The sequence below is a fragment of the Microbacterium sp. NPDC060117 genome (genome assembly GCF_042729315.1).
Taxonomy (GTDB): Bacteria; Actinomycetota; Actinomycetes; order Actinomycetales; family Microbacteriaceae; genus Microbacterium.
Window position 1 is genome coordinate 473584 of sequence record NZ_JBHWXR010000004.1, and the last position, 18550, is coordinate 492133.

An 18550-nucleotide genomic window follows, 5' to 3' on the forward strand; every position below is an offset into this window, starting at 1 on the left:
CGGTCGTGGAGGCGGCCCCGGCGGGTCGCACTCAGTCGTCGCGCAGAGCCTCGGTCGCCTGACGGTGCGGGAGCACCGAGTGCTTGCCGGTGAAGCCCTCGCGTTCCCGGGCCGCCGCGAGGATCCGGCGTCGGGCGGCGAACCATCCGACGATGAGCGCCGGGATGATCACGATGAGGGAGAGCAGCACCCACCGGCCGGTCTCGGTGAACCCCATGGTGACGAGCACGAACACGAGGAACGCGAGCGTGAGATACCCCGTGTACGGCGCGCCGAACATGCGGAACGAGGATCGCTCCAGCAGCCCCTTCTTCGTGAGCGCATGCAGGCGCAGCTGGCACAGGACGATCGTGGCCCACCCGCCGATGATGCCGAGCGCGGAGACCTCGAGCACGATCTCGAACGCCTGCGACGGCACGATCGCGTTCAGGACCACGCCCGCGAGGGTGATGACCGAGGTGAGCAGGATTCCGCCGTACGGCACGCCGTTCCGGCTCATCCGGGCGGTGAAGCGCGGTGCCGACCCGTTCACCGACATCGATCGCAGGATGCGACCGGTCGAGTAGAGGCCGGCGTTCAGGCTGGACAGCGCGGCCGTGAGCACGACGAAGTTCATCACGGACCCGGCCACGGCGCCGGTCTCCGCGCCGCCGAGGTGCGTGAAGAAGGTCACGAACGGCGATTCGCCGGCCTTGTACGTGTTGAACGGCAGCAGGAGCGAGAGCAGCAGGATCGAGCCGACGTAGAAGATCGCGATCCGGATCACGACGGTGTTGATCGCACGGGGCATGATCTTCGCGGGCTCCGCCGTCTCACCCGCCGCCGTACCGACGAGCTCGATCGAGGCGTAGGCGAACACCACGCCCGAGATCGCGATGAGCGGCGCGAACAGGCCCATGGGCAGGATTCCGCCGTGCTCCGCGATGATCGAGAAACCGGTGGGCCCGACGTCGGTCGGGGCCTGGATGATGAGGATGACCGTTCCGATGATGAGGAACGCCACGAGGGCGATGACCTTGATCATCGCGAACCAGAACTCCATCTCGCCGAAGAGCTTCACGCTGACGAGGTTCAGCGACAGCACCACCACCAGCGCCACGAGCGCGATCAGCCACTGCGGTACGGCCTGCAGCGGCGGCCAGTACTGCGCCCAGAACTTCACGTACAGCGCCGCCGCGGTCACGTCCACGATCGAGGTCATCGCCCAGTTCAGGAAGTACAGCCAGCCGCTCACGAAGGCGACCTTCTCGCCGTAGAACTCTCGGGCGTACGAGACGAAGGAGCCGGAGGACGGGCGGTGCAGCACGAGCTCGCCGAGCGCGCGCAGGATCAGGAATGCGAAGAAGCCGCACACCGCGTAGACGATGATCAGGGCCGGCCCGCTCGAGGCGAGGCGGCCGCCTGCGCCCATGAACAGACCGGTGCCGATCGCGCCGCCGATGGCGATCATCTGGATCTGCCGGGGCTTCAGCGCCTTGTGATAGCCGGCGTCCTCGCTGGAGAAGTCCTCGACCGCCATGAGGCGATCGCCGGTGAGTTCGCGTTCGTTCTCCAGGGCGTCCTCGGGGTCGACGGCCCGGCCGGGGTGCTGATCGCTCATCTGCGCTGCCTTTCCTCTGGGCCGCCCCGGGACGACAGCCGATCATCGGTGCATCGAAGATCCTGCCGCGGATCGAGGGTGCAGGGCAACGAACGAACCGGCGTCGGGGGACAATGAGCCATGACCGAAACCAGCCTCGTCGGCGACACGATGCTCTCCCGGGCGGAGGGGCTCGCCGCCGGCCGAGCCGCCCGCGACCGCGTGCCCCGCACCGCCTTGGCGACGATCACCAGGACCGGCCGCGACCCGCTCGGGATTCTGGATCGGCAGAACAGCACGCGGCTGCGGGACCTCATCCCGCTGCGCACGGAGCGCATGGCCGCCAGCCCGTTCGCGTTCTACCGGGGTACGGCCGCGATCATGGCCGCGGACTTCGCGCGGGAGCCGCACACGGGGATCCTGGTGCCGTCCTGCGGCGATGCCCACATCGGCAACTTCGGCTTCTTCGCGTCGCCCCAGCGCACGCTGATGTTCGACCTGAACGACTTCGACGAGGCCGCCTGGGCGCCCTGGGAGTGGGATCTCAAGCGGCTCGTCGCGAGCGTCGTGATCGGCGCGCGGGGAAGCCGCGGGCAGGCGCTGGCGGATGACGCGGCTCGGCAGTGCGTGGTCGCCTACGCGAGGGCGCTGCGCTCCGCCGCCTCTGCGGATCCGCTGCAGCGGTACTTCGCCCACTTCGACGCGGCTGCCGCGCGGGACGGGCTCGACGTCGATTCGCAGCGCACCCTGCAGAAGGCGATCGCCGCGGCCGAGAAGCGCACCGGGGCGCGCGCGGCGCGCAAGCTCACGGTGCGCGGCGACGACGGGCATCTGCGCTTCGTCGAGCAGCCTCCGGTCATGACGCACGCCGATCCCGAGATCCGCGAGGTCAGCGACACCGCCTTCGCGCAGTACGCGGCTTCCGCCAACATCGACATCCAGCTGCTCCTGCGCCAGTACCGGGTGCGCGACGTGGCACGCCGCGTCGTCGGTGTGGGCAGCGTCGGCACGCGGTGCTTCCTCGCGGTGCTCGGCACCCCCGATGCCGAGCCGCTGCTGCTGCAGGTCAAACAGGCGGGACGCAGCGTCCTCGCCGAGTACGGCGGGATCGAGCAGCCGGCCGACCTCCGGGGGCGGATCCGCGACGGCGGGGAGGGCGCGAGGGTCGTCGGGGTGCAGCGGGTGCTGCAGGCGTTCTCGGATCCGTTCCTCGGGCACATCAAGGGTTCACGCGACGACTACTACGTGCGCCAGTTCCACGACATGAAGGGCTCGATCGACACCGACGAGATCGAGGACGAGGGGTACCGCGAGTACGCGGTGGCCTGTGCGATCACGCTCGCCCGCGCCCATGCGCAGGCGCCTGCGGCCGCGGAGATCGCCGGATACGCAGGAAAGGGCGCGCAGCTCGCGGATATCCTGGTGAGCTGGGCCAACGCCTACGCCGATCTGGCCGAGCAGGACTACCGGTCGTTCACGGCGCGGTCGGACGAGCAGGGGGCGGCGAGCGCCGCTCCACACGCAGCGCAGCAGACTGCGCAGGAGGAGAGCACCGCATGAAGCAGATCCGATTCGGATCCGGATCCGCCCCGGCGGTCGTCGCGGGCATGATGCGCATCGACGGCCGCACGGACGCGCAGGTCCGCGAGCTGTACGACACCGCCCGAGCGAACGGGATCGACTTCTTCGACCACGCCGACATCTACGGCGGAGCGATGCACGTCTGCGAAGACCGGTTCGGCGCCGCGCTCGGGCTGTCCGCGTCGGAGCGGGACGAGATCACCCTGCAGACCAAGTGCGGCATCGTGCCGTCGGAGGGGATGTTCGACTTCTCGTACGAGCACATCATCGGCCAGGTCGAGGGTTCCCTGAAGGCCCTGCGCACCGACCGCATCGACGTTCTGCTGCTGCATCGCCCGGACGCCCTCGTGGAGCCCGAGGAGGTGGCGCGCGCCTTCGACGAGCTGCACGCCGCGGGCAAGGTGCGCTCCTTCGGCGTCTCCAACCACACGCCGCGCCAGATCGACCTGCTGAAGACCGCGGTGACCCAGCCGCTCATCGCGAACCAGCTGCAGCTGTCGGTCACGCATGCGCCGATCATCGCGCAGCCGCTCGCGGCGAACATGGCCGGACTCGACCAGAGCATCGTCCGCGACGGCGGCGGGATCGTGGAGTACTGCCGCATCGAGGGCATCACGATCCAGGCGTGGTCGCCGTATCAGGCGGGCTTCTTCACCGGCGTGTTCCTGGACAACCCGGCCTACCCGGAGCTCAACGCGGCGATCGACCGGATCGCGGCCGCGCACGGCGTCACCCCGATCGGCATCGCCACCGCATGGATCACCCGGCACCCCGCCGGAATGCAGGTGGTGCTCGGCACGACCACGCCGTCGCGCGTCCAGGAGGCGGCGGAGGGCGCCGACGTCGAGCTCAGCCGCGCTGAGTGGTACGAGCTGTTCCGCGCGGCCGGCCACACTCTGCCCTAGGGCGCGGCCGGAGCGCACCCGGGATCTCCTAGGCTGTCGGCATGGGCCTGGTGTTCACGATCCTCATGCTGGTGCTGATGATCGGCGCGCTCATCGACATCATCACGCGTCGCGACGACCAGGTGAAGCACCTGCCCAAGGCGTTCTGGATCATCCTCGTGATCATCGTCCCGCTGGCCGGATCCCTGATCTGGTTCCTGGTCGGGCGCGAGTACGACGGGGAGGGGATCCGCCTGCCGCGGCCGCGGGAGCGCCGCTCCGGTCCGCCGGCGCCCACAGCGCCGTCGCAGCCCGCCGACACGCGCAGCACGGAACAGCAGATCGCCGATCTGGACCGCGAGATCGAGGAGTGGCGGCTGCGCGCCGAGATCGAGAAGCGCAAGAAGCAGCAGGGCGAGGCGGAACAGGGATGAGCAACGCTGCGGGCCTGCCCCGCGCGGTGATCGGCGGCGGAAGCGGCTACCTCGGATCCGCCCTGCGCGACGCGCTGCGCGTCGACGGCTACGACGTGCGCACGATCGGGCGCGGGGGCGATGCGGATGCGCGCTGGGGTGACGAGGACGGGATCCGGCGTCTGATCGACGGCGCCGCGCTCGTGATCGGCCTGGCCGGGCGGCGCATCGACTGCCGCTACACCGATCGCAACCGCGACGAGATCCTGCGCTCACGCGTGCGCACCACGGCGGCATTGCACCGCGCGATCTCCACCGCGGCGCATCCTCCCGCCGTCTGGATGAACGGCAGCTCCGCGACCGCCTACCGCTACTCGCTCGACACGCCGCGCACGGAGGCGGACCCGCTCGACGAGCGCGGCTTCTCCTGCGACGTCACCCGGGAGTGGGAGGCGGCGCTGTTCGCCGGCGAGCTGCCGGACACCCGCCGGATCGCCTTGCGCACGTCGCTCGTCCTGGGCCGGGGTGCGCCGGTCATGACCATGCTGCTGCGCCTGGCCCGGCTGGGGCTCGGCGGGCCGCAGTACGACGGCTGGTGGTTCCCGCACCGGCGCTACCGGGGGATCGGCTCGCATCCGACGGAGCCGGTTGGGCCCGACTATGAGCGCTCGCGGGGGCGGCAGCGGCTGAGCTGGATGCACGAGCAGGACTTCGTGCAGGCGGTGCGGTTCCTCCGAGACCACGACGAGATCGCCGGCCCCGTGAACATGGCGTCACCGAACGCGGTGACCAACATCGCGCTCATGCGCGCGCTGCGCCAGGCTGTGCGCGCGCCGTTCGGGCTGCCCGCACCGCGCTTCGTGCTCGAGCCGGGGATGGCCGTGCTGCGCACCGAGTCCGAGCTCATCCTGAAGAGCCGGTGGGTGCTGCCGCAGGTGCTCGAGGACGCCGGATACGTGTTCCGGTTCCCGGAGCTGGGCGGAGCCGTGCGGGCGATCGTGGGGCGCTGAGGCGCGCGCGGGGACCGCACCTCCCCGGGGAGTCCGGTGTTCCCGTCGCGAAAGCCACCGCTGCTGATCGCTCCAGGCGCAGAGGACGCCGCAGACCGGTGGTCAGAGCGACTCTCTCCGCGACGGCAACGGATCAGGGTCTCGTGACGGGGCAGCTCCGAGACCGAAGGACGCGCGGACGGCCTCATCGAGGTCGGGGTGCGCGAACGCGTAGCCCGCGGCGAGCAGCTTCTCCGGCGCGACCCAGCGGCTCTTTAGGATCAGCTCGGTCTCGGTGCGGATCCCGATCGCGCCGAGCTCGAGCATCCAGCGGGGCTGCGGCAATCCGAACGGCACGTCCAGGGCGCGGCGGATCGTCGCCATGAGCGTGCGGTTGTCGCTCGCCCCGGGGGCTACCACGTTCACGGGTCCCTCCAGCGCGGGGTGATCCTCGAGGAACGCGATGATCCCCGCCAGATCGTCGAGGTGCACCCAGCTGAACCGCTGCCGCCCGCCGCGGACGCGGAAGTCGTGCGCCGTCCCCGCTTCGCGCCGCGCACGGCCCACGAGCCAGTGCCCGTCGTACTGGGTGCCGCCCAGCCCGAACCGCGCGAGCGTCCGCAGCGTGCCCAGCACGCCGCCGTCGCCGAGCACGATCGCGGTGCGCAGCGCCACGCGGCGCGTTCCCGGCAGATCGCCCGCGAACAGGGCCCGCTCCCACGCCTTCGCCACCTCGACGGAGAAGCCGGTGCCCGGCTCGCCGCTGGCCTCCGTCTGCGCCCGGTCCTCCGCATGGCGGTAGATCGTCGCGGTCGAGGAGTTCGCCCAGAGCGGGGGCGGCGTCGCCGCGCGCCCGATCGCGGTGTGCAGGGCGGCGGTCGTCCGCTCGCGGGAGCGGAAGATCTCTGCCCGGTTCGCCGGGGTGTACCGGCAGTTCACGCTCCTGCCGGCGAGGCCGACCACGAGACCCGCGCCGTCGACCGCGGCATCGATCCCGGACTGGTCGTCCCAGCTCAGATCGGCGTCGTGGCGCGAGATCGTGACGACCTCGCGCCCTGCGGCACGCCAGCGCCGCGCGAGATCCTGGCCGATGAACCCCGTGGATCCGCCCAGCACCACCCTGCCGCGACCGTCCTCGTGCGCGCTCATGCGTCCTCCTCGATGTCGTAGCGGAACGTTCCGGCGTACTCATGGATGCGACCGAGCAGCGGCACGTCCACCGTCAGGGCGACCCGCTGCCCGCCGAGGTCGGTGTCGGCGCTCTCGATCAGTCGGATCCGGGGAGCGAGGCACCGCGGGAACCGGATCCCCCGTCTCCCGAGTCGCACGCCCACCCGAGTGCTGCGCAGCTCGAGAGCGCCGCCGGATGCCGTCACGTCGAAGACCGCGGCGAGCACCCCGCGCTGACCCAGACGATCCGCGACCCGGCCGCGCGGCAGGGATCGCACGCGGTCGCGCATGGTCCAGTCCCCGCCGGTGAGGTGCAGCGTCCTCTCGGCCGATCGGCCTTCGCCGTCACGGTTGCGGATCGTGAACGGGACGTCCTCCGCCCAGCCGGCGTACACCGCGCCGCGGCGCTGCAGCACGCGCAGCACCGGCCCGAGCAGCACGCGGACCGCGCCGCTCCGGCAGCCGACCCGCTCGAACACGCCGTGTCCGACGCCGACCCTGCCCGGAGGGATCGGCTGGAGGTACGCCCGCAGGTGCGGATGCAGCTCGCCGAGGCCGTCACCGAGTGCGGTGGCGTAGGGGGAGAGCGGATCGATACTCATGGTCCCACAATATCGAACACGTTCAAAAAACGCGAGCGCACCGCTTCGTGCCGTCGAGGTCCGCGAAGCCTCAACGGGTGACGAGCGGCGGCCCGGGAGTGCCATCCCGCTACGGAGACGGAGTCTGAGACGGGCGCGGCGGACGCGGTGCGCCTGAGGGGGCCTCAGGCGCCGACGTCGGCGCGGTTCGTCGCCTGCGCCACGTAGGCGTCGACGTTCGCCGAGGAGAGGATGTGGCGGGCCACCATGATCGCGGCGCCGAGCACGGCCGCCTTCTCCCCGGCGTGCGTCTGCACGATCGCGAGGTGCTGCGTGGCGAGGGGGATGGAGCGGCGGTAGACGACCTCGCGTACGCCCGCGAGGAGGTGCTCACCGGCGCGCGCGATGCTGCCGCCGAGCACGATGACCGACGGATTCAGCAGGTTCACGAACGTGGCGAGCACCTCGCCCACATCGCGGCCCGCCTGCCGGGTGGCCTCGATCGCCGCGGGGTTGCCGTTGCGGACCAGCTCGACCACGTCCGAACTCGTGATGGCGTCGAGACCCTGGGCCCTGAGCGCTGTGGCGATCGCGGTGCCGCTGGCGAGCTCCTCGAGGTCGCGGTCCTCCCCGGGTGCATGCGAGGACTCGGGGGAGTACGGCACCTTGACGTGCCCCATGTCGCCGGCCGAGCCCTGGGCGCCGCGTTGCAGCCGCCCGCCTGCGATGATCCCGGCTCCGATGCCCGTCGCGACCTTCACGAAGACGAGATCGTCGACGTCGGCGAAACTCGTGGCCTGTTCGCCCAGCGCGAGGACGTTGACGTCGTTGTCGACGAGCACGGGCACATCCAGGGTGCGCTGCACGTAGCCCGGCACGTCGAACCGGTCCCAGCCGGGCATGATCGGCGGGTTGTAGGGCCGACCTGTGGAGTGCTCCACGGGGCCGGGTACGCCGAGGCCGATGCCCACGAGCGGGATGCCGCGCAGGGCTTCGGTCTCGAGCAGCGCACGGCCGTCGGCGAGCACCCCGTCGAGCACGGCGGCGGGGCCGTCGGCGATGCGCAGCGAACGTGTCGTGCTCTCCAGGATCCGTCCGCCGAGATCCGAGACGGCGACCGTCGCGTGCGAGGCGCCGAGGTCGGCGGCCAGAACCAGTCCGACCCGCGGGTTGAACGCGACCCGCGAGGGAGGGCGGCCGCCGGTCGACAGGCCCTCGCCGGCGGGGACGACGAGGCCGGACGCGAGCAGGGCGTCGACGCGCGCCGACACCGTCGAGCGGGCGAGGCCGGTGAGGTGCGCGAGGTCGGCCTTCGTGCGCGCCTGGCCGTCGAGGAGCAGCTGCAGCATGTCGCCCGCGCCCGGCGAGGCGCCGCCGTTCAGCCGGTCGGGGTCGCTCATAGGGTCAGTAAACCACACGGGTATTGCTGAGCTGAGGAACGACATCTGTCGGTTCCGGCAAGACTTTTGTCTAGCACTTGACAAAAGGGTGTCGATCCGTGTCAGAATCATCGACATGACAACGGAGGTCACTCACACCGGCATCGGGACGATCCGATCCGGCTTCCTCGGCGGAGGATTCATGGCGCAGGCGCACACCCGAGCGGCGCGTGCCGCGGGCGCGGTCCTCGCCGGCATCGCCAGTTCCTCGCCCGAGCGCGCGGCGGTCGCCGCGGCTCAGCTCGGGGTCGAGCACGCCGCCACGGTCGACGAGCTCCTCGCCGGGGACAGCGACGTCGTGCACGTCTGCACCCCGAACTCCACGCACGCCGCGCTGGCGATGAGCGTGATCGAGGCGGGCAAGCACGTGATCTGCGAGAAGCCGCTGGCCACCTCGCTCACCGATGCGCGGGCGCTGGCCTCCGCAGCGCGGGAACAGGACGTGGTCGCCGCGGTCCCGTTCGTGTACCGGTACCACCCGATGGTGCGGGAGGCGCGAGCCCGCGTCCTCGCCGGCGAACTCGGCGCTCTGCTCACGGTGGACTGCGGCTACCTGCAGGACTGGATGCTGCTGCCGACCGACGACGACTGGCGGGCGACGTCCGACGAGGGCGGCCCGTCCCGCGCGTTCGCCGACATCGGATCGCACCTCTGCGATCTCCTCGAGTTCGTGGCGGGCGAGCGCATCGTCCGGCTCACCGCCCGCACCCGCCGGGCGTTCGCGGAGCGCGGGGGGCACCCCGTGCAGAACGAGGACGCGGTCGTGATCCTCGTCGAGACCGCAACGGGGGCGATCGGCACCCTGCTGGTCTCGCAGATGGCGGCGGGCCGCAAGAACGCCCTCACCCTCGAGCTGCACGGCACGCGGGAGAGCATCCGCTTCGACCAGGAGCGCCCGGAGGAGCTCTGGATCGGCCGGAGGGAGGGCAACGCGCAGTTGTTCCGGGATCCGCAGAACGCCCATCCCGGCGTCGCCCGGTTCTCCCGGCTCCCGGTCGGGCACGCCCAGGGGTATCAGGACGCGTTCAACGGTTTCGTCGCCGACGTCTACGCCGCGATCGCGGGGGAGCAGCCCGACGGCCTGCCGACCTTCGACGACGGCGTGCGCGCGGCGCAGCTGACCGAGGCCGTGCTCCTCGCCGCCCGGGAAGAGCGCTGGGTCGACGTTCCGGCCGAGACTCCCTGACCACTGCATCAGCACACGAGCTCCTGAACCGAAGAAGAGGAAGAGCAATGTCAGACGAATACGATCTCGTCATCGTCGGATCCGGTCCGAACGGCGCGATCATCGCCCGCCGGGTGCACGAGCAGAACCCGGAGGCGTCGATCCTCGTGATCGAGGCGGGGTCGCGGATCACGGGTGTCGACGGCGAGCACCTCGTCGAGGTCGACGAGAACGCGATGAACGCCTCCTACGAGGATCTGATGCGCCGTGCGCGGCAGATCGAGTACGTCCGCGGCGCCGCCTCGATGAACGAGATCGACGGCGACGGCTGGACAGCGGACTCGACCGGCATCTTCCCCGCGGCGTTCCTCGGTCACAACTTCTCCGAGTTCCCCGGCGCGTCCGTCGCCTGGAACATCGGCGGCATGGGCGTGCACTGGACCGCGGCGACCCCGTGGCCCTACGCCGAGGAGATCCCCCCGTTCCTGCCGCGCGCGCAGTGGGACGAGGATCTCGAGAGCGCGCGAGGCCTGCTGCGCACGTATGTCGGACCGCTCGTCGACAACCCGTTCACCGAGCCGCTGTTCGCCGCGCTCCGTGACGCCGTGCCGAGCCCTGACCCCGAGCGCCGCTTCGGGTACATGCCGATGGCAGGGGTCCCGCACCAGGACCGCCCGTTCGCCCGCACCGGCCCCCGCGACATCGCCCCGTACCTGTTCGACGGCAGCGAGCCGAACGTCGCGATGCGCACCGGCGTGCTGATCACCAGGATCGAGCACGACGGCGCGCGCGTGACAGGGCTCGTCGGACGCGACCTCGCATCGGGGGAGGAGGAGTCCTTCCGCGGCCGGGTGGTCCTGATCGCCGGTGACGCGCTGCGCACCCCGCAGCTGCTCTGGGCCTCGGGAATCAGGCCCGAGGCGCTCGGCGTGCGGCTCAACGAGCACGCGTCGATCGACGGCGACGTCGTGATCGACGCGGCCCGTCTCGGGCTCACCGACGCGGACATCCCGGTGCCGCCGGCCGGCGAGCCGTTCATCGGCTCGTACTGGAGCCCGTCGATCGGAGCCGCTCGCCCCGCTCACGGACAGCTCATGGAGCGCGAGTTCGACGGGCAGCACGTGCTCGGCGTCGGCTGGTACTGCGCCACGGAGATCCGGCCCGAGAACCGGATCGAGTTCTCCGACGACCGCACCGACGCTCTCGGGATGCCGCACATGACCGTGCGCTTCTCCTATTCCGAGGCGGACATGGCCGAGATCCGACGGACCATGGACGTGCAGCGCGCGGCCGCGAACGCGATCGGCGTCTTCCCCGCGGAGGACTCCGAGATCCTGCCCGCCGGCGCCTCCCTGCACTACACGGGCACCGTGCGCATGGGCCCCGTCGACGACGGCACCGCCGTCGTCGACACGGACGGGCGCGTCTGGGGCTTCGACAACCTCTATCTCGCAGGCAACGGCGTCATCCCGACCGCCCTCACCTGCAACGCCACCCTCACGGGCGCCACGATCTCGGTGCGCATCGCGCGCGCCGTGTCCGCGGCGCTCTGACCATCACCGAACCCGACCCACCACCCGATACAGAGGAGAATGCGATGCACCTCACCACCCGACGGTCGCGCCGAGCAATGCTGCTCGGCACCGCCGTCCTCACCGCCGGTGCCCTGCTGCTGACCGGCTGCGGACGCAGCAGCGACGCCGGCGCGCCCAGCGGCGGCACCGGCGCCGCGATCGACGACAAGCCGGCGAAGGGCACGGTCCAGCTCTGGGCCGAAGGCGCCGACGGCGACAAGCTGCCCGACATGATCGCCGAGTTCAAGAAGGCCAACCCGGACGTCGACATCAAGCTGACCAAGGTCCCCTCCGACCAGTTCGCCTCGAAGATGACGGCCGCGATCACCGCGGGGACCGTGCCCGACCTGCTCTTCGCCTACACCGAGGATCAGCCGGCGCTGCTGAACACGGGCGGATTCGACCCGGTGCCGGACGGCCTGGCGAAGAAGGACGACTTCTTCCCGGCGATCTGGAACAACTCGATCGTGAAGGACGTGCAGTACGGCGTGCCCTGGTACACCTACGCGAACATGCTCATCTACCGCAGCGACCTCGCGGAGAAGGCGGGGGTCACCGCCGCGCCGAAGACCTGGGACGAGCAGAAGGCGTTCGGCGAGAAGCTCAAGGCCGCAGGGTCCGAGTTCCCGTTCGCGCTCGCCGTCAACTACGACAAGTACAGCGCGGGGCAGCTGCAGGTCATGGCCGTGCAGAACGGCGGCGCGTTCCTGAACGCGGATCACACCAAGTGGACGCTGAACGACCCGAAGAACGTCGAGGCGCTCGACTACTGGGCCGGTCTCATCAAGAGCGGCCTCTCGTCGCCCGACGGCCCGCAGTTCCTCGACACGGTGCCATGGTCCTCGCAGGGCAAGAACGCGGCGATCGTCGACGGCGGCCCGTGGTTCAAGGCGTGGTTCAACGACGCCAACGGCGCGGACTGGGCGAAGGACCACCTCGCCTTCGCACAGAACCCGACCGGTCCCGACGGCGGCAAGGGCGCGACGACAGGCGGCGGAAGCTGGCTCGTGCCGAAGGACGCCAAGAACAAGGACGCGTCCTGGAAGTTCGTGCGCTGGATGTCGGCCTCCGCCCAGCAGGTCAAGTGGTACCAGATCTTCGGCAACATGCCGGCGCTGAAGGCGGCCTGGGACGACTCGGCGATGAAGGGCGACCCCATGCTCGAGACCGTCCGCTCCGCGCTCGACAACGGCGTGGCGCAGCCGAACGTCCCGACCTGGTCGCAGGTCGGAGACGTGATCGGCAAGCAGATGGAACGGGTCGTGCGCGGCGGGGTCTCCGCCAAGGACGCGCTCGACGCCGCACAGCAGCAGGCGGAGTCGATCGGGCTGGGCGGGAAGTAGTCGCCGATGTCCACCGCCACGCGTGCACTGGTCACCCCGGGGGCGTCCTCGCGACGCCCCCGGGGCACCACCCGGGCCGTCTCCGCGCATGAGGGATCCCGCGCGGAGGCGGCCACCGGATGGATCTTCCTGATCCCGTTCCTGCTCATCTTCGCCGTCTTCACCGCCGTACCCACGATCCTGGCCGTCGGCGCGAGCCTCACCGACATGACCGCTCGCGACATCCGCGATCCGCTCAACGTCAACTTCACCGGATTCGAGGCCTATGCCAAGGTCCTGGGATCGCCGGCGTTCCAGAGCGCGTTCGGGAACACCGTGATGTTCGTGGTGCTGTGCGTGCCGCTCAGCATGGGGCTCGGGTTCGCACTCGCGCTCATGCTGAACAACGGCATCCGGCGGCTGCGCACCTTCTTCCGCGCCGCCGTGTACGTGCCGGTGATCACGAACATCGTCGCTGCCGCCGTGATCTGGCAGTACGCCTTCTCGATCTCCGGTCCGGTCAACAGCGCCTTCTCGAACCTGGGCGTCCCGGTGGTGAACTGGCTGGGCAAGCCGGAGTGGGCGATCGTGACCGTGGTCATGATGGGGGTCTGGCGCAACGCCGGAACCTGCATGATCCTGTTCCTCGCCGGGCTCCAGGCCGTTCCCGAGGAGATCTACGAGGCGGCCGCGACGGACGGGGCCTCCACGATGCGCCGGCTCTGGTCGATCACGCTGCCGCTTCTGCGCCCCACCACCCTCCTCGTCACGGTCCTCATGACCGTGTCGTTCCTGAACATCTTCGAGGAGCCGTTCCTGCTCACCAAGGGCGGTCCGCTGGGATCGACCCGGCCGATGGCGCTGTGGGTCTACGAGCAGTTCGGCTTCGGCAACATCGCCTCATCGATGGCCGGATCCGTGATCCTGCTCATCCTCGTCGGCATCGTCGCCTTCATCCAGTTCCGAATGCTGAGGCCGAAGCATTGAACAAGACAACCCCGCTCCGCTCCACGCTGACCTACATCGCCCTCGCGGTGATCACGGTCCTGATGCTGCTGCCGTTCGTCTGGGTGTTCTTCGGATCCTTCAAGACCCAGGCCGAGTTCTTCTCGGACCCCGGCGCATGGTTCCCGAAGTCGTTCCAGGTGCAGAACTACATCGGCCTGTTCACGGACGGCGGCTTCGGCGGCTACATGGCGAACAGCATCGTGGTCTCTGCGATCGTGGTCGTGTGCAACGTGCTGTTCAGCGCCATGGCAGGCTATGCGCTCGCCAAGCTGCGCTTCCGCGGTCGCGCCGTGATCTTCCCGCTCGTGATCGTGTCGATGATCGTGCCCTACGTCGCGCTGTTCGTGCCGCAGTTCGTCATCGTCGTGCAACTGGGCCTGGTCAACACACTCATCGCGATCGCCCTGCCGTTGCTGGTTATGCCGCTCAGCGTGTTCATCATGCGCCAGTTCGCGCACGGCGTGCCCTTCGAACTGCTCGAGGCGGCTCGCCTGGACGGCGCGGGGGAGACGCGGATCTTCTTCCGGATCTTCCTCCCGCTGACCGGCCCGGGCCTCGCGACCGTCGGGATCCTCTCGTTCCTGTCTTCGTGGAACAACTTCCTCTGGCCGCTCGTGGTCGCGCAGTCGCAGGACGTGTACACGGCGCCGGTCGGACTCGCGGTCGCCTCGCAGGCGTCCAACACGATCGCGTTCGGCGTGCTTCTCGCCGGCGCCATGGTCGTGCTGCTGCCGATCCTCATCCTGTTCCTCTTCCTGCAGAAGTACTTCATCCAGGGCGTCGCCGCCACAGGACTGAAGTAGCCCCACCTCTCGAAAGGCATCGACATGGCATCCCTCTCCACGCTGACGTTCTCGCTCAACGCGATCCAGTGGATCAACGTGCTGTCCGACCCCTCCGACCCGGACAGCCCCGGTCTGTGGCGGTTCGCGGATCCGACCTTCGTGGCTGAGTACCCCGATGTGCTCGCGCAGATCCGCACCGCCGGATTCGACACGACCATGATGGAGGTGCTCGACACCCAGACGCTGCAGAGCTACGCCCGCATGATCGCGGACTCCGGGCTGCGGGTCTCGCCGGGCTACGCGCAGGTGCCGGTGGGATCCGCGCACGGCGGACGCCTGGAGAAGGGGACGTTCGAGCGCGCCCACTGGTTCGACGGCGTGCGCCGCAAGGCCGAGGAGTCCACCTTCATGGGGCTGTCCCGGATCTTCCTCGCCGCCGAGGTCGACTACGCCGCTCCGCGCTGGGAGCATCCGGCGGTCGGCTACGACTTCGATCAGGACCGCCTCGACGAGCAGTTGGAGCTGCTGGACGAGGCCGTCGACGTGCTCAACGCCGAGGGTGTGCGTCCCGGGCTGCACAACCACGTCGGCACTCTGATCGAGACCGAGCGGGAGTACGAGTACGTCCTGGAGAACATCGACGCGTCGCGCCTCGGAGCGGCGTTCGACATCGGCCACCTGGAATGGGCCGGGATCGACTCCCGGGCCGTTCTCGAGAAGTGGGGGGACCGGGTGCAGGACCTGCACATCAAGGACATCGACCTCGCCGTCGCCCGGCGCACCCGCGAGGAGGGGCTGAGCTACGAGAAGGCGACCAACCTCGGTCTGTACCGCGAGCCGGGCCTGGGAGATCTCGATCTCGTCGGAATCCTCGGAGCTCTTCCCGACTCGTTCGACGGCACCGTGCTGATCGAAGTCGACCGTGCCAGCATGGATCCCACGGAGAGCGCGGTCTACACGGCGGGCTGGCTGGCCGACGCGACGAAGTCCTGAGGAGATGCTCATGAGCACGCATCCCGTCACGCTGTTCACCGGTCAGTGGGCGGATCTGCCGTTCGAGGAGGTGGCCCGCCTCGTCGCCTCCTGGGGGTACGACGGGCTGGAGATCGCCGCGTCCGGCGATCACCTCGACCTGAAGCGCGCCGATGAGGACGACGCCTACGTGGCGTCGCGACTCGAGATCCTGGATCGCCACGGCCTGAAGACGTTCGCGATCTCGAACCATCTCGCGGGCCAGGCGGTGTGCGATGCGCCGATCGACTTCCGCCACCAGGCGATCCTGCGCGACCACGTGTGGGGCGACGGCGACGCGGAGGGCGTGCGGCAGCGTGCCGCGGAGGACATGAAGCGGGCGGCGCGCGTGGCGCGCAAGCTCGGCGTCGACACCGTCGTCGGCTTCACCGGGTCTTCGATCTGGCCGTACGTGGCGATGTTCCCGCCGGTCGGGGACGACGTGATCGCGGCCGGGTTCGAGGACTTCGCGCGCCGCTGGAACCCGATCCTCGACGTGTTCGACGCCGAAGGGGTGCGGTTCGCGCACGAGGTTCACCCGTCCGAGATCGCGTACGACTACTGGAGCTCGGTGCGCGCCCTCGACGCGATCGACCACAGGGAGGCGTTCGGGTTCAACTGGGATCCGTCGCACATGATGTGGCAGAACATCGACCCGGTGGGCTTCATCTGGGACTTCCAGGACCGGATCTACCACGTCGACTGCAAGGACACCCGGATGAGGCCGCGGAACGGCCGCGCGGGCGTGCTCGGCTCGCACCTGCCCTGGGGTGATCCGCGCCGCGGCTGGGACTTCGTGTCGACAGGGCACGGCGACGTGCCGTGGGAGGACTCGTTCCGAGCGCTGGACGCGATCGGCTACACGGGACCGATCTCGATCGAATGGGAGGACGCGGGCATGGACCGCCTGCATGGAGCCGCTCAAGCCGTGCAGTACGTGCGCTCCCTGCTCTGGCCGAAGCCCGCCGCCTCGTTCGACGCCGCCTTCCGCAACCAGTAGCGGGCGGGTCAGGCCTCCTTGAGGCGCACGAGCCGCTCGTGCCCGGTCTCCTCGAGCTCGGCGATGTCGGCGCGCGATTTGAGGAAGGCGTTGAAGGAGCGGTAGCCGAGGGCCTTCTCGCTGAACGAGGGGTCCATGCGGCGCATCTGCGTCTTCACCGCCGAGCTGTGCAGCCACTCGTCGCCGTCGCTCTTGTCGTGGCCGAGGCGCAGCGCGCGCACGAGTGTGGCGGTCGCCTCCTCCTGCTCCGAGCGGGTCGGCTCCTCCTTCTCCGCGACCGTACGGGACTGCTTGCGCGCTCCCTGGGTCTGCTTGGCGGCGGGCTTCTTCGGCGCCGTCTCCTCGGCCGCCGCCGCCGGCGCGGCCGCGCGCTCGACACCGGGGAGCGAGTCGTACGCCTCGAATTCGTCGCAGGCGGCGGCGAGCGACTTGGCAGTGGATCCGGCGACGCCGACGCCGATCACGTACCGGCCCAGCCGCTTGCACCGCTGGGCGAGCGGCACGTAGTCGCTGTCGCCGGCGACGATGACGACGTGGGTGAGGTCGGGGAGACGGAACATGTCCTCGACCGCGTCGACCGCCAGGCGGATGTCCGCACCGTTCTTCGCGTACGCCGCAGCGGGGAAGAGCTGCACGAGATCGACGGCACGGGCCACCAGCTGCGACCGGTACTCGGCGTTGACCGGCGAAGACCAGTCGGCGTACGCCCGCGTGAGCACCAGGGTGCCGAACGACGACGCGTAGTCGATGATCGCGCCGACGTCGATCATCGCGGCCTTGAGCCGCTCCGCGACCTCGGCATCGGCCGGATTGTCCTGGATCCGCTGACGGTCCTTGCTGTACGCGTTGCGTCCGTGCACGCGGTCGTACCAGGAGATGACGATGTTGTCGAAGTCGAGATAGACGGCGACACGGGTGTCCTGCGGCTCAGCCATGGGTTCTCCTCCGGAGTCGGTCAGGCGATCTCGTTGGGGTACCGCACGCCGATCTGCGCGCGGATCTCGTCGAGCAGACCCATGATCGCGACCGACTCCGCCACAGGCAGGAGGTCGCTGTCCAGGGATCCGTCGGCGACGTAGCGCTCGGCGGCGATCGCCTCGTACTGCATCCCGCGTCCTTCGCCCTCGGCGGGGCGCGCGGAGAACTCCTCCAGCACGACGCCCTCGGGGTCGATCACGCGCAGGACGGAGGGCGACCACCACCAGCGCTCGATCTCCACGCGGGCCTTCGTTCCGAGCACGACAGCGGTGTTCGGCCCGGCGGTGCGCGAGGAGGAGAACGTGGTCGAGATCGCTCCGCCGTCGTGTGTCATGACGGTCGCGACCTCGGCATCGGCGCCCGTCTCGAGGAGGCGGGCGACCGCCTTGACCTCGGTCGGCACGCCCAGCACGCCGACGACGAAGGAGATCGGGTAGATGGCGAGATCCAGCAGCGCCCCGCCGCCCAGCTCGAGAGCGTTCAGGCGGTGTGCGGGATCCGTCGGCAGCGTCTGGGTGTGGTCCGCCGAGACGGTGCGGATCTCGCCCAGGGTGCCCGCCGCGATGATCTCGCGCAGTCGCGCCATGTGCGGCAGATACCGGGTCCACATCGCCTCCATGACGAGCAGGCCCTTCTCGCGGCCGAGGTCTGCGAGGTCCTGCGCCTCGGCGCGGTTGAGGGTGAACGCCTTCTCGACGAGCACGTGCTTGCCGTGCTCGAGCGCGAGACGCGCGTCGGCGTGATGCATCGGGTGCGGAGTGGCGACGTAGATGATGTCGACGTCGGGGTCCGCCACGAGCGCCGCGTACGAGCCGTGCGCCCGGGCGATGCCGTAGCGCGCGGCGAACGCGTCGGCGGAATCCTGCGAGCGGGATCCGACGGCCACGAGATCCAGACCCGCGGTGCGCAGGTCGGCGGCGAAGGCGGCGGCGATGCCGCCCGTGGCGAGGATGCCCCAGCGCAATGCTGCGGGTCGAGGGGAGTGGCCGGTCATGGCTCCCAGCGTACGGGCTCCTGCGTCGTTCCGATTCCGGGGAGAGCCCCCACCCCGCCCTGCGGTGTTGAGAGGAT

At 70.0% G+C, this 18550-nt stretch carries 17 protein-coding genes; 11 read left to right on the top strand and 6 right to left on the bottom strand.

Annotated elements, in window-relative coordinates; all coding sequences use genetic code 11:
- Positions 1 to 31: 31 nt before the first annotated feature.
- The gene (locus tag ACFWCK_RS18015) at positions 32 to 1519 is read right to left on the bottom strand and encodes an amino acid permease (protein ID WP_378807391.1); all 1488 of its coding nucleotides are present in this window, start codon (positions 1517 to 1519) and stop codon (positions 32 to 34) included.
- Positions 1520 to 1720: 201 nt separating this feature from the next.
- Here ACFWCK_RS18015 and ACFWCK_RS18020 point away from each other — a divergent pair, with 201 nt between their 5' ends.
- From ACFWCK_RS18020 to ACFWCK_RS18035, 4 genes are read left to right on the top strand one after another with little or no spacing between them, the layout of a single operon-like run.
- Positions 1721 to 3139, top strand: coding sequence for a DUF2252 domain-containing protein (locus ACFWCK_RS18020; protein WP_378807175.1), 1419 nt, complete (start codon positions 1721 to 1723; stop codon positions 3137 to 3139).
- Complete coding sequence (locus ACFWCK_RS18025) at positions 3136 to 4065, top strand: aldo/keto reductase family oxidoreductase (RefSeq protein WP_233311370.1); 930 nt, start codon at positions 3136 to 3138, stop codon at positions 4063 to 4065. The genes ACFWCK_RS18020 and ACFWCK_RS18025 overlap by 4 nt, the downstream gene beginning before the upstream one ends.
- Positions 4066 to 4106: 41 nt before the next feature.
- Positions 4107 to 4478: a PLD nuclease N-terminal domain-containing protein gene (locus ACFWCK_RS18030; protein WP_233311369.1), complete on the top strand. Its 372-nt coding sequence runs from the start codon at positions 4107 to 4109 to the stop codon at positions 4476 to 4478.
- On the top strand, positions 4475 to 5467 hold the full coding sequence (locus tag ACFWCK_RS18035) for an epimerase (RefSeq protein ID WP_378807176.1): 993 nt from the start codon (positions 4475 to 4477) through the stop codon (positions 5465 to 5467). The genes ACFWCK_RS18030 and ACFWCK_RS18035 overlap by 4 nt, the downstream gene beginning before the upstream one ends.
- Positions 5468 to 5569: 102 nt before the next feature.
- Here ACFWCK_RS18035 and ACFWCK_RS18040 read toward each other — a convergent pair whose 3' ends face one another.
- From ACFWCK_RS18040 to ACFWCK_RS18050, 3 genes are all read right to left on the bottom strand, one after another.
- Positions 5570 to 6595 (bottom strand): epimerase, encoded by a 1026-nt coding sequence (locus tag ACFWCK_RS18040; RefSeq protein ID WP_378807177.1) that lies wholly within the window; start codon positions 6593 to 6595, stop codon positions 5570 to 5572.
- Positions 6592 to 7218, bottom strand: a complete 627-nt coding sequence (locus ACFWCK_RS18045) for a DUF4166 domain-containing protein (RefSeq protein ID WP_378807178.1) — start codon at positions 7216 to 7218, stop codon at positions 6592 to 6594. The genes ACFWCK_RS18040 and ACFWCK_RS18045 overlap by 4 nt, the downstream gene beginning before the upstream one ends.
- Positions 7219 to 7382: 164 nt before the next feature.
- A complete protein-coding gene (locus ACFWCK_RS18050) occupies positions 7383 to 8597 on the bottom strand; it encodes an ROK family protein (RefSeq protein ID WP_378807179.1) in 1215 nt (404 codons plus the stop codon).
- A gap of 115 nt (positions 8598 to 8712) precedes the next feature.
- On the opposite strand from ACFWCK_RS18050, the gene ACFWCK_RS18055 reads away from it, so the two are divergent.
- The 7 genes from ACFWCK_RS18055 to ACFWCK_RS18085 are packed head-to-tail and all read left to right on the top strand — an operon-like array spanning position 8713 to position 16501.
- The gene (locus ACFWCK_RS18055) at positions 8713 to 9822 is read left to right on the top strand and encodes a Gfo/Idh/MocA family protein (protein WP_233311364.1); all 1110 of its coding nucleotides are present in this window, start codon (positions 8713 to 8715) and stop codon (positions 9820 to 9822) included.
- 47 nt (positions 9823 to 9869) lie between these two features.
- Positions 9870 to 11354 carry a GMC oxidoreductase gene (locus ACFWCK_RS18060; RefSeq protein WP_233311363.1) on the top strand — a complete coding sequence of 495 codons (1485 nt, stop codon included), beginning with the start codon at positions 9870 to 9872 and terminating at the stop codon, positions 11352 to 11354.
- Between the two features lie 44 nt (positions 11355 to 11398).
- Positions 11399 to 12718 carry an extracellular solute-binding protein gene (locus ACFWCK_RS18065; RefSeq protein WP_378807180.1) on the top strand — a complete coding sequence of 440 codons (1320 nt, stop codon included), beginning with the start codon at positions 11399 to 11401 and terminating at the stop codon, positions 12716 to 12718.
- Positions 12719 to 12724: 6 nt separating this feature from the next.
- Complete coding sequence (locus ACFWCK_RS18070) at positions 12725 to 13684, top strand: carbohydrate ABC transporter permease (RefSeq protein WP_378807181.1); 960 nt, start codon at positions 12725 to 12727, stop codon at positions 13682 to 13684.
- Positions 13681 to 14508, top strand: coding sequence for a carbohydrate ABC transporter permease (locus tag ACFWCK_RS18075; protein ID WP_233311360.1), 828 nt, complete (start codon positions 13681 to 13683; stop codon positions 14506 to 14508). Before ACFWCK_RS18070 ends, ACFWCK_RS18075 begins: the two co-directional genes overlap by 4 nt.
- Positions 14509 to 14532: 24 nt before the next feature.
- A complete protein-coding gene (locus tag ACFWCK_RS18080) occupies positions 14533 to 15483 on the top strand; it encodes a sugar phosphate isomerase/epimerase (RefSeq protein WP_233311359.1) in 951 nt (316 codons plus the stop codon).
- 10 nt (positions 15484 to 15493) lie between these two features.
- Entirely contained in the window at positions 15494 to 16501 is a 1008-nt protein-coding gene (locus tag ACFWCK_RS18085; protein ID WP_378807183.1) for a sugar phosphate isomerase/epimerase family protein, read from the top strand.
- Positions 16502 to 16509: 8 nt separating this feature from the next.
- Here the strand turns inward: ACFWCK_RS18085 and ACFWCK_RS18090 are convergent, their stop codons facing one another.
- Both ACFWCK_RS18090 and ACFWCK_RS18095 read right to left on the bottom strand, forming a co-directional pair.
- Positions 16510 to 17436 (bottom strand): NYN domain-containing protein, encoded by a 927-nt coding sequence (locus ACFWCK_RS18090; RefSeq protein WP_378807184.1) that lies wholly within the window; start codon positions 17434 to 17436, stop codon positions 16510 to 16512.
- Positions 17437 to 17456: 20 nt separating this feature from the next.
- On the bottom strand, positions 17457 to 18473 hold the full coding sequence (locus ACFWCK_RS18095; protein ID WP_233311356.1) for a Gfo/Idh/MocA family protein: 1017 nt from the start codon (positions 18471 to 18473) through the stop codon (positions 17457 to 17459).
- Positions 18474 to 18550 lie beyond the last annotated feature (77 nt).